8 protein-coding genes are annotated in these 12,485 nt (G+C 33.0%); 2 read left to right on the top strand and 6 right to left on the bottom strand.

From position 1 onward, the window contains the following. Positions 1–190 precede the first annotated feature (190 nt). Positions 191–673 (top strand): DNA-deoxyinosine glycosylase, encoded by a 483-nt coding sequence (locus tag VRU49_RS09385; protein ID WP_330146521.1) that lies wholly within the window; start codon positions 191–193, stop codon positions 671–673. 68 nt (positions 674–741) lie between these two features. Here VRU49_RS09385 and VRU49_RS09390 read toward each other — a convergent pair whose 3' ends face one another. From VRU49_RS09390 to VRU49_RS09415, 6 genes are all read right to left on the bottom strand, one after another. After that, positions 742–2,379 carry a RagB/SusD family nutrient uptake outer membrane protein gene (locus tag VRU49_RS09390; RefSeq protein ID WP_330146522.1) on the bottom strand — a complete coding sequence of 546 codons (1,638 nt, stop codon included), beginning with the start codon at positions 2,377–2,379 and terminating at the stop codon, positions 742–744. A gap of 33 nt (positions 2,380–2,412) precedes the next feature. After that, positions 2,413–5,517, bottom strand: coding sequence for a SusC/RagA family TonB-linked outer membrane protein (locus VRU49_RS09395; RefSeq protein ID WP_330146523.1), 3,105 nt, complete (start codon positions 5,515–5,517; stop codon positions 2,413–2,415). 344 nt (positions 5,518–5,861) lie between these two features. Next, positions 5,862–6,389 (bottom strand): OmpA family protein, encoded by a 528-nt coding sequence (locus VRU49_RS09400; protein ID WP_330146524.1) that lies wholly within the window; start codon positions 6,387–6,389, stop codon positions 5,862–5,864. A 174-nt stretch (positions 6,390–6,563) separates the two neighbouring features. Then, positions 6,564–8,834: a catalase/peroxidase HPI gene (gene katG, locus VRU49_RS09405; RefSeq protein WP_330146525.1), complete on the bottom strand. Its 2,271-nt coding sequence runs from the start codon at positions 8,832–8,834 to the stop codon at positions 6,564–6,566. A 178-nt stretch (positions 8,835–9,012) separates the two neighbouring features. Next, positions 9,013–9,429, bottom strand: coding sequence for a DUF779 domain-containing protein (locus tag VRU49_RS09410; protein ID WP_330146526.1), 417 nt, complete (start codon positions 9,427–9,429; stop codon positions 9,013–9,015). 9 nt (positions 9,430–9,438) lie between these two features. Further along, positions 9,439–10,944 (bottom strand): aldehyde dehydrogenase family protein, encoded by a 1,506-nt coding sequence (locus tag VRU49_RS09415; protein WP_330146527.1) that lies wholly within the window; start codon positions 10,942–10,944, stop codon positions 9,439–9,441. Positions 10,945–11,223: 279 nt separating this feature from the next. Between VRU49_RS09415 and VRU49_RS09420 the strand changes: the two genes are divergently transcribed. Beyond that, positions 11,224–12,459 (top strand): mechanosensitive ion channel family protein, encoded by a 1,236-nt coding sequence (locus VRU49_RS09420; RefSeq protein ID WP_330146528.1) that lies wholly within the window; start codon positions 11,224–11,226, stop codon positions 12,457–12,459. Positions 12,460–12,485: the final 26 nt, after the last annotated feature.

Raw genomic sequence — 12,485 nt, forward strand, 5'->3', positions numbered from 1 at the left:
TATTTAAATCTTGCTTATAATTATATTTCAGCAAAATTAATTGTAGAAAGAATTACAAAATAGAACGGGTATTAACACCTATTTATCTTACCTTTCTCACTAAACCTTAGCGAGTAATTTAATATAGACATAGAACGCTTTAAACAAAATCTATAGGTTTTTTGTTTAGGAAGAACAAATGGTTTAATAATTGAATATTAAAACTTCATTCGAATATATTTCTAATCAGGATGCTGAAGTTTTAATACTTGGCTCCTTACCTGGCGATACATCATTAGCAATTAATGAATATTATGGGCATCCTCAAAATAGATTTTGGAAGATAATATCAACCATCACAAATAGTAAACTACCCAAAACATATTCAGAAAAAATAGAGCTATTATTAACAAATAAAATAGCTTTATGGGATGTAGTTAAAACGGCGGATAGACAAGGGAGTTTAGATACTGCTATAAAAAATGTTTACACCAATCCGATAGATAAATTTATTGAACAACATAAAAATTTAAGGATAATTGGTTTTAATGGTAAAAAGGCGGAGTTATTGTTTGATAAACATTTCGCCAGAATTGAAACTTTAAATTATATCTCATTACCCAGCACCAGTCCAGCTAACAGAAGTATTAGTGAAGAAATAATTCTAAAAATGTGGCAAAATCTAATAGCTTAATAAAGAAAAAAGCCGTTTCAAATTAATGAAACGGCTTCCTCTTAAACTTGCTTATTATTAAATAATTATTAATTAGCTATTGCAGGGCTACTTGAAGAAGGGGTATTAAAAGAGAACTCTGTTACTGGAACATCCCAATAATCCATGTAGTTGTAATCCATAAATGTAGGTAACACAGTAAATCCGCCGTTTGGAGTTGCACCAATCATTGAATTAGGAACCAAAACATTAGCATTGGCTCTACCACCACCAGCAGATGCTTTGGTAATTACACCCCAACGTCTTGCATCATAAAATGCTAAACCTTTTAGTGTAAGACCAATTCTACGTTCTTTTCTTAACTCTTCTAAAGCTTGAGCCTGATTAAGTCCAGTTCCAACTGTAGCAGCTAAACCAGCACCGTTTGCAGCTCTAACTCTGTCTATACGAGCTAAACCAGCTTCAATTTGATTGGTTCTAATATCGGCTTCAGCTAACATAAGTGCATTTTCTTCCCAAGATCCTGCGAAGTTTGCAAATCCTGTTCTTGCATTAGTTGACCAATATCCACCGTTTTGGATTGCTGTGAAGAAATATCTTGTTCCAAACTGAATACCTCTTGCAGAGCGGTTTACTTCTGGCGTTGGTAAAACACTTACACCTTTAACCATACGCTGATCACCTGGTTTAAAATCTTGAACCCAACGTTCAGAAGGATACATCCATCCCGGATTATTAGCATGAGAATTCCACAATAAAATATGTTGCTGATTATTTGGAGAAATACCTTCACCAGCAATTGCCGAAATTCCTAATAAGAAAGTTATATCACCTTCTACCATACCAGCGTTAGCTAAAGTTCTTAATGATGTAAGATCACCAGCGGTTAACTCAGTAACCTTTTTATTTACCAATAGATTTCTAGCTTTATAAGTATTTATACCTCTAACCCACATTTGTGGCGTAATGGTAACATTAGGTGTTGGCTTATTAAAGTTTGGAACAATTGCGTTTAAAGTATTATTATACTCCGAATCATTTGCAGCTAAAGGTGCTAACAAAGCAATCGCTTTATCAAAGTTAGCATTAGCTTCAGTAATCATCTCCTGACGGGTTCTGTATTGAGAATCTGTAGAACCGTCAGTTTTATTATTAATAACACCAGCGATATACATTGAACCAATTCTAGAATAAGCAAAACCTTTCCACCAATAAGCCCAAGCCATAAGTGTAGCTTTTTTAGATGCGCTTAAAGTAATATTAGGGTTTTCTACGGCAGCTAATAAAAAATTAGCCTGGCCATTTACTAAATAAGCCATATTCCACTCATAAACTAAAGCATTGGTTTGCGAACCATTGGTTGCAGCTAAATTATTTAATGCTTTTAATTGAGTAGGCTGATCTATTACTAATACACCAGGTACAACTGTATTGTATGGTGGAGGTAAAGTAATTTTATCAACTTGGTTAACATATCTCCATCCAAAGTTACCTGCAGAAGTCCATTGCTCATCGCCCATAAAACTATGCATATTCATTGAATGTACCAATAAATTATTTCCTGAGTACAACTTTGCCCACATACCTAGGGCAAATTGTTCTACCCCTTTAACGGTTGCCAACGATCCTGCTGGAGTTGGCGAGTTGGGATCATCCAACTGTAAATCAGTTTTTTTGCAATTTGTAAAGAATACTACTATTGCAATAAATGCTATTATTTTCTTCATTTTATTTATGAATTAAAAATTTCTATTGAACAATTAAAATCCAACATTAAGACTAAACTGGAATGATTTCAAGTTAGGAGCTCCATAATAATCAACTCCAGTTTGAGCACCAAAACCTGAGATGGTACCACCTTGATTAGTTAATGCTGCTGTAGCTTCAGGATCTAAACCTTTATACTTTGTGAAAGTTACAAGATTTCTTCCTGTTGCACTTATTGAGATATTTTTAACCCATTTTTGCTTAATAAGATCAGTTAAATCATAACTAATTGATAAATCTCTTAATCTGATATAACTACCATTTTCTATAAAATGTGACAATGGTGTATTGGTATTGTAAAGACTGTTGTAATAAGCTACAAATGCACCTTGTTGACCATTAATATCTACTACTTGATCAAAATCTTTTGACAATCTATCTCTGTACAACCATTGTTTTGTTTGATTGTAAATATCAACGCCTTTAATCCAATCAAACTGAACACCTACTGTTAATTTTCTATAAATTTTAAATTGATTGATAAATGATGCAGTGAAATCTGGGTTTACATTACCTACAACGCTTAAATCATCAGCACTAGTTAATACAACATTATAATTTGCTAAATTAACTACATAACCATTAACAATAGTATAATTTGCCGCGTTTGCAGCTGGAATATATCTAGTTCCATCTGGTTTAAGTTGATCAATGCTAGTTAATGGACTTTGCATATATAAGTTACCTAAATCACCACCTGGAGCAATATTAAATACACCATTCGTAATAGGAACGTTATTAGATACTTTAGTAATTAATGATTTACTTTTTGCCCATCTAATACCAGTATTCCATTCAAAATTTCTAGATTTATGGGTATTGATATCTAATGAAATATCTAATCCATTACCTTCTAAAGCAACTAAGTTATTGATGGTTGCACTACCCCCTGTTGAAGGTGCAACTGGTGCATTTTGAATTACATCATCTGATGTACGTTTCCAATAAGTTGCACTTAAATTTAAATTGCCCAACCAATTACCTTTAGACGGAGTTAAGTTTAAATCAGTACCTACCTCTAACTCGGTAGTAGTTTGAATTTTAAGATCAGGGTTATTAGCCGTATTTCTAGTCACTAAATAAGAACCACTATCGCCAAATCCACCTCTTCCGAAAGTAACCTGTCTATCGTAAATACCTGGTTGAACACCAGCTTCACCATATGCAGCTCTTAATTTCCAGTTAGTAATTATACTATTAGGTGTTTTAAATAATTCTGATGGATTAAAATAAACAGTACCTCTAGGGAATGTAGCTGCCTTACCTTGTCCGCCAAATGCTGATGAATAATCAGACCTAAAACCTGCTGACACACCAAATAAATTACCAAAATCAAAAGTTTGATTTACTAAGAAACCATAAATTAATGATTCACTTAAACTCTCACTACCTGTTCTAGTTGCTGCACTTGAAAGTGTATAAGGTGGATAAGCTGGTAAACTTACTCCAGAAGCTGAGAACGACTCACTTTGAATTTTTCTTAAATCATAAGTAAACTGGGTAGTTGTTTTAAGAGGTAAATTGATATTAAAATCATTTTTAAAATCAGTTCTTAAAAACACACTACCATTACCATAATGCATTCTATAGTTTTGGAATGATCTTGCAATACTTCCGTTAATGTCTGATCCCCAGAATACAGTTTGTGCTCTACCTGTTTGATTGTAGTAGAAACTATAATCTTCGGAAGCTCTACCATCTAAAGAGTATTTAACATCAAACTCAACAAATCTTGGTAATTTATAATTTAAATTAAAGCTTTGAACAATTCTAGGCGTTTTACTATAACGCTCTCTTGCTTCTCTTTCAGAAAGAGAGTTGTTGTTATCAGTTAATGTACTTGGTTTAACTACCAATTGACCTGTTGTAGGATTTCTCCAAGTAAAATCAATCCACTGTAAAGAGTTTACTAAGTTAAATCTACTACCGCCTAATAAATCTTCTTGAGTTCTAATTAATTGGGTAGCACTTCTAAAATTTAAACCTTTTACAGGATTAAAACCGAAATTTAAATTAATGTTTGTTCTCTCTAAATTATTACTAAACACATCTTGTTGAGATAAATGTGATACACCAAAAGTATAATCATATCTTTCTGCACCACCTCTAATATTTAATGAATTAGTATAAGTATTTGCATTTCTATTACCTTGTTTTACGTGATCAAAAGTTGGTAAATTAATTGGTTTATTGTTTTGAACCGTTTTATCCGTAGAAAATGGCATTGCGGTTGGATTAGTCCAAACCCCTATAGCACTTTGAGCAATAGGTTTGCTATTTGCATCTAAAATATTTCCAGAAGCATCTGTAACCCAATGGTGATTGGTTGCTATTAAAGTATTTAATGCAATAACTCTATCATTACTGTATTTTGAACTAAAATCAATAGCTAGTTTGCTATTTTTTTCACCTCTCTTAGTAAAAATTTGAATTACCCCGTTTCCACCTTGTGCACCATATAACATACCCCCTGCTGAACCTTTTACTATCTCAATTCTATCAACAGTGTTAGGATCAAGATCGGTTAAGATATCAGAAGTTGTTTGCACACCATCAATCATAATTAATGGTGTAGTACCAGATAAGTTGGTATACCCCCTTAAAATAATTAATGCTGATGCACCTGGCTGACCACTACGTTGGATAATCTGTGCACCCGCAAATTGACCTTGCAAAGCTTGATTTACGCTTGTAGTTGCACTTTTAGGGAAATCTTTAGAAGATAAAGTGGTCACCTCTATAGGTACTAATTTTTTCGAGGTAGCTACCCCAACCCCGGTAATAACTACTTCTTCTAATTGCTTAGAATCTATAGTCATGGTTACATTGATGATATTGGCTGTACCAATATTTCTTTCTTGTTCAACCATTCCAAGATAAGAAAAAATTAAAGTGGTAGAACCTTGCGGAACTCGAATAGAGTACTTACCATTCGCATCTGTTGTGGTCCCGCCTGATGCACCTCTAACTTTAACCGTTACTCCCAAAATTGGCTCATTTTCTTGAGAAATAACCGTACCAGTTATTGTGCGATCTTGCGCTATTGCATTGAACGCAATAAGCATAAGAACGAATAAACTTAGTTTAAGTTTTTTCATAAATTAATAGATTTAGTTAGTTAATAATCGTTTAGTTAAATTAAAGCTAAATGTAAAAAACATGATATGCAACTTTTTTTTTACTAAAATTGTTAAAGTTTAAATAAAAAACTACTAACTACCTGTATATCAATAATATAAATAAAAACACACAAACATAAAATAATTTAAAATACATAATTTATACTATTGCTTTAATTATTAAACTTAAAAAATATTAAATCATAAATTTGAAATTTTAATAAGTTAAAATTTTTAGAATAATATTTAAATCTATAAACCATAAAAAAAGCCTCAAAACGTATATGTTTTGAGGCTTTTTAAAATAAAATTATTGTTGTAGGTTATTCTACTACTTGAATTTCTGTTCTTCTATTTAATACTCTTCCCGCTTCGGTGTTATTATTAGAAACTGGGTATTTTTCACCATGTCCAACCACTGTGAAATTAGAAGCAGCTAATCCGGCATTTACAAAAAATGTTTTAACAGCATTTGCTCTATCAATAGATAATTTTAAGTTATGTGCAGGTGTACCTTCGGCTGATGAATGTCCATTTAAAATGAATTTAGTATTAGGTGCTTTTTTCATTTCTCTAACTGCAGTTTCTAAAATTGGCAACGATGCTGTTTTTAAAACTGATGAATTAAATTCAAATTGAATATTACTGATATTAAAGTTTGGTTTTTCTATAACTGGAGCAGGAGTTACTGGGGTAACAGGGGCAGTTTCAGCAGGTTTTTCAGCTGGAGCAGGTGTAGCCACAGCCGCAGGAATTGGAGCAGCAACAACAGGTTTTTTAGCTTTACATGAATACAGAGCTATAACGGATAAACTAGAAAAAATTAAGAATAAGTTTTTAGAAAATTTCATGAAATAAATGGTCTTAAGTAATTAAAAAACTAAGATAATTATACTATTCTATTAACGAAACTATTATGAAATTAATATTGTTTATTTGATGAAATTTTCAATTTTTATAAATAAAGACATAAAAAAAGCACTGGAAAATTTTCCAGTGCTTTTATAATTAGAATTAAACTTATATTATTTTAAATCGAATCTATCTAAGTTCATTACTTTAGTCCAAGCTGCAACAAAATCTTTTACAAATTTCTCAGTTGCATCTGCACTTGCATAAACTTCAGCAATTGCTCTTAATTCTGAATTAGAACCAAATACTAAATCGCTACGTGTACCTGTCCATTTAGGTGTTCCAGTTTTTCTATCACTACCTAAGTAAACTTCTCTTCTATTGTCCATAGCTTTCCATTGTGTACCCATATCTAATAAGTTCACAAAGAAGTCGTTGGTTAATTGTCCTTGACGTTCTGTAAATACACCATGTTTAGAACCATCAAAGTTAATGTTGATTGCACGTAAACCACCAATTAAAACAGTTAATTCAGGTGTTGTTAAAGTCAATAAATGAGCTTTATCGATTAATAACTCTTCTGTAGAAACACCAATTCTAGTTGCTTTTCTATAGTTTCTAAAACCATCTGCAATTGGCTCTAACCATTTAATTGAATCTTCATCAGTTTGTTCCTGAGTAGCATCAGTTCTCCCTGGAGCAAATGGAATTGTTAAATCGTGACCTGCATCTTTAGCTGCTTTTTCAATTGCAACATTACCAGCAATAACGATTAAGTCTGCTAATGATACTTTTTTACTACCTGCATTAAATTCTTGTTGAATACCTTCTAAAGCAGATAATACTTTATTTAATTGAACTGGGTTGTTTACTTCCCAATTTTTCATTGGATTTAAACGGATACGAGCACCATTAGCACCGCCACGTTTATCTGTACCACGGAAAGTTGAAGCCGAAGCCCAAGCTGTTCCTGCTAATTCAGATACACTTAATCCTAGGTTAAGAATTTGAGATTTTAAAGATGCAATATCAGCTTCATTAATTAACTCATGATCTACTGCTGGAACAGGATCTTGCCAAGTAAATACTTCTTTAGGCACATCAGCACCTAAATAACGACTAATTGGTCCCATATCACGGTGAGTTAATTTAAACCATGCTTTACGGAAAGCATCTTCAAATTCTGCAGGGTTAGCTAAGAAACGACGACCAATTTTTTCATAAATTGGATCATAACGTAATGCTAAATCAGAAGTTAGCATGGTTGGTCTTACTCTTTTATTTTTATCGTGAGCATGCGGTACAATTTCGCCAACATCTTTAGCTACCCACTGGTGTGCACCACCTGGAGATTTTGTTAATTCCCATTCAAAACCAAATAAATAACTTAAGAATAAATTAGACCATTCTGTAGGTTTGCTCGTCCACGTAACTTCTAAACCTGAAGTAATTGTGTCGCCACCTTTACCTGTACCAAAGCTATTTGCCCAACCTAAACCTTGCAATTCTAAATCAGCATCTTCGGGATTCGGACCAACATGATCTGCTGTAGAAGCACCGTGGGTTTTACCAAATGTATGTCCACCTGCAATTAAAGCAAGGGTTTCTTCATCATTCATCGCCATACGGCTAAATGTATCTCTAATATCTTTTGCAGAAGCAATTGGATCAGGATTACCATCTGGACCTTCTGGATTAACATAAATTAATCCCATTTGTACAGCTGCTAATGGATTATCTAAATCGCGGGTATGTATTTTACCGTCTGCATTATCATCAGATACTAAAACACTATCACCTTCTACTCCTTCAGATCCTTTTGAATAACGAATGTCACCCGCTAACCAAGTAGTTTCTGACCCCCAATAAACGTCTTGATTTGGCTCCCAAACATCTGCTCTACCACCTGCAAATCCTAAGGTTTTGAAACCCATAGATTCTAATGCTACGTTACCAGCTAAGATCATTAAATCGGCCCAAGAAATCTTACGGCCATATTTTTGTTTAATTGGCCAAAGTAAACGACGAGCTTTATCTAATGAAACGTTATCTGGCCAAGAGTTTAATGGTGCAAAACGCTGCTGACCCTCGCCTGCTCCACCACGTCCATCCTGAACACGGTAAGTTCCAGCACTATGCCATGCCATACGAATAAATAACGGACCATAATGACCGAAATCTGCTGGCCACCAATCCTGAGAATCAGTCATTAACGCTTCTAAGTCTGCTTTTAATGCTTCTAAGTCTAAGGATTTAAATTCTTCAGCATAATCAAAATCCTGACCCATAGGGTTGATTTTTGTGTCGTGCTGTTTTAAAATATTTAAATTTAATTGGTTTGGCCACCAATCTTTATTTTGTGTACCTCTTCCTGATGCAGTATTTTTTTGCATACTCCCATTATGGAATGGACATTTACTAATATCTCCTGATTCTTCTTTCATTGTTGTTTTTAATATTTAATGAATAAATTTCGTTTATTTCCTAAATCTGTTTTAAAGATAACGCCTATTATTATGTATTCAAAATCAATAAAATCTATGATAGTATAAATTTTATCTATAGTTTAATTGCAATCTATAAGAACTACTAGATAACCCTTTCAATTTAAATAAATTAAAATTATTGGGCGAACTTCAATGCTTCCAGTTTATCCAAATCGTCCTTAGAAAACAAAGTATAGTGAATAATAAATGTTTTATTTAGCGGGGTTTCTAAAGAAAATCCGCCAGCTCCAAAACCGTCTGTCACGTCCAGCAAAAAATGTGAATATTTCCAATAATCGAATAAATCTTTATCCACCCAAAACTCGCATCCAGCTACTTCTCCAATACACACATCATTCATTCGGAGGTAATACCCCCCTTTTTCGAAACATTGTGGTTGAGTTCCTTCACAACATCCACCTGCTTGATAAAACATTAATTCGCCGTGTGTGGACTTTAATTGCTCTATCAATTCTATTGCCTTTGCTGTAGCCTCTATACGCTTAACCATAGCTGTAAAATAAAAATGCGCAAGAATTAAGTCCTTGCGCATTATGATCAATTAAAAGAATCCTAATTTATTTTTATTGTAGGAAATCAACATATTTTTTGTTTGGCGGTAATGACCTAACATCATTTTATGGTTTTCCCTACCAATACCAGATTGTTTATATCCTCCAAATGGAGCACCTGCTGGATAAGAATGATATTGATTTACCCAAACTCTTCCTGCTTGAATGGCTCTCGGAACCTGATACAATTCGTGGGCATCTCTAGTCCAAACACCTGCACCTAACCCATATAAAGTATCGTTTGCAATTTCAATGGCCTCTTCAACTGTTTTAAATGTGGTAACGGCTAAAACTGGACCGAAAATCTCTTCTTGGAAGATGCGCATTTTATTATGTCCTTTAAATAAGGTAGGCTGAATGTAATATCCTCCTGCAAGTTCTCCTTCAAGTTTGTTCACATCACCACCTGTTAACACTTCAGCACCTTCTTCCTTACCTAATTTAATATAAGATGCAATTTTCTCATATTGAATTTTAGAAGCCTGCGCACCCATCATTACAGTTTTATCTAATGGATTACCAACCTTAATTGCTTTAGTTCTTTCTATAACTTTAGCGATAAAAGCATCGTAAATATCTTCTTGAATTAATAATCTTGATGGAGCAGTACAAATTTCACCTTGATTTAATGCGAACAATACAGCACCTTCAACTGCCTTATCTAAAAATGCATCATCTTCATCCATCACCGATTTAAAGAATATATTTGGCGATTTACCCCCTAATTCTAAGGTTACTGGAATAATATTCTCAGTTGCATATTGCATTACCATTCTACCAGTTGGTGTAGAGCCTGTAAAGGCAGCTTTAGACACTTTTGGATTTGTAACCAATGCTCTACCTAATTCAGAACCAAATCCATTAACAACATTTAATACGCCTGGAGGCAATAAATCACCAATTAATTCCACCAATACCATGATAGAGGTTGGTGTACTTTCTGCTGGCTTTAATACTACACAGTTACCTGCGGCCAAGGCTGGTGCTAATTTCCAAACGGCCATTAATAATGGGAAATTCCATGGAATAATTTGAGCAACAACACCTAATGGCTCATTTACAATTAAAGATACAGTATCACTATCTAATTCCATTAACGAACCTTCTTCTGCACGTATAACCCCAGCAAAATATCTAAAATGATCAATAGCTAAAGGCAAATCTGCATTTAAAGTTTCTCTAATAGCTTTACCATTATCTATCGTTTCTACAGTAGCTAAATATTCAAGATTGTCTTCCATCCTTTGAGCAATCTTATTTAAGATTAAGCTTCTTTCGGTTACAGAAGTTTTACCCCATGTTTTAAAAGCTTCAGCAGCAGCATTAACTGCTAATTCTAAATCCTCCTTAGAAGAATGTGCAGCTTTTGTGAAAACTTTACCATCAATTGGTGATATGTTATCGAAGTATTTACCATTAACCGGCGGCACAAATTTCCCACCAATGTAATTATCATAATATGCCTTAAATTCGGGTCTTTTTACTAAATTTTCCATTTTAATTATTTTTAGAATTCATTAATATTGAATGATTTAATTAATACAATTTACCCATTAGTTTTAAAGGAAATGCAATCTTATTGTCATGAAGCTTTTTGTAGACATATGTCAATGTTTTTAAAACTTTGCCCCAATTTTCTATTAAATTTATCTAAAATAAATTGTAATTACCTAATAGATAATGTATTTACATTTACAACAAAGGAATTTTTAGGCTGATTTTGATATTATTAACTCTAAAAGAGATATAATTTACATTTTATTTATCTTAGACAGATGGAATTTAGAGTAATTTATAACTATTTAATTGAATTAGGAGTTAGTGTAGAATCCGCTAAATATTTAAATGTATTGCTGCTATCATTATTTACTGTTGTATTAATTTATGTAGTCCAAAATATTGTCAGAAGATTATTAAGAATTCTATTAATAAGTATATATCAACGTAGGAAAGTCGATTTTTTTAAACATTTATTAGACAATAAATTTCCGCATTACCTAGCGCTTTCTGCACCATTACTTATCGTGAAATTGGGAATCCCAATTGTGTTTTCCGATTTTAACAGTTTAGTAGATCCTTTAGAAGCATTGGCCGATGTGTATATGGTTATCATGATTATTTGGATGATCATGAGCGTTATAAAGTCAATAAGCGACGAAATGAGGTCTAGTCCGAGTTTCAAAGAGAAACCTATTGATAGTTATATTCAGGTAATCAGAATAATTTTATTCCTATTTGGTGCGGTTATAATTTTCTCAAATCTTACTGGAAAGTCGCCAATTGCATTTTTCACTGCTATGGGAGCCATTTCTGCGGTTTTATTATTGATGTTTAAAGATACAATTATGGGTTTTGTTGCCAGTATTCAAGTTACCTCTAACGATATGGTTAGAATTGGAGATTGGATTACAATGCCAAAGTATGGCGCTGATGGCGATGTGTTGCAAATTAATTTAACGACTGTAAAGGTTCAGAATTTCGATAAAACCATAACAACTATCCCAACTTATGCACTGATTTCTGATTCTTTCCAAAATTGGAGGGGTATGCAAAAATCTGGTGGCAGAAGAATAAAACGTGCAATTTATATTAAGCAATCAACCATTAGGTTTATAGAACCAGATGAAATTGAAAAATTTAAAAAAATACAATCCTTATCTAATTACATTGATCATAGACAAAAAGATATAGATAAAAGTAATGCGAGAATAAATGCAGATAAAAGTTTATTAATAAATGGGCGAAATTTAACTAATGCTGGATTGTTTAGGAAGTATATTGATAATTATTTGATGAATATTTCTGGCACCAATAAAAAAATGACCATGATGACCAGACAATTAGCTCCTACTACTCAAGGTTTACCTATCGAAATTTATGCTTTCACTAATACGGTTAAATGGATTGAATATGAGCATATTATGGCTGATATTTTTGATCATTTATTAGCTTCAGCAAAATACTTTGATTTAGAAATTTATGAATTAGATTTAAGTCCGCTTCATAATTAAGTTTTCTACTGAACAGTATTCAGACC

The organism is Pedobacter flavus, from assembly GCF_036324285.1.
Taxonomy (GTDB): domain Bacteria; phylum Bacteroidota; class Bacteroidia; order Sphingobacteriales; family Sphingobacteriaceae; genus Pedobacter; species Pedobacter flavus.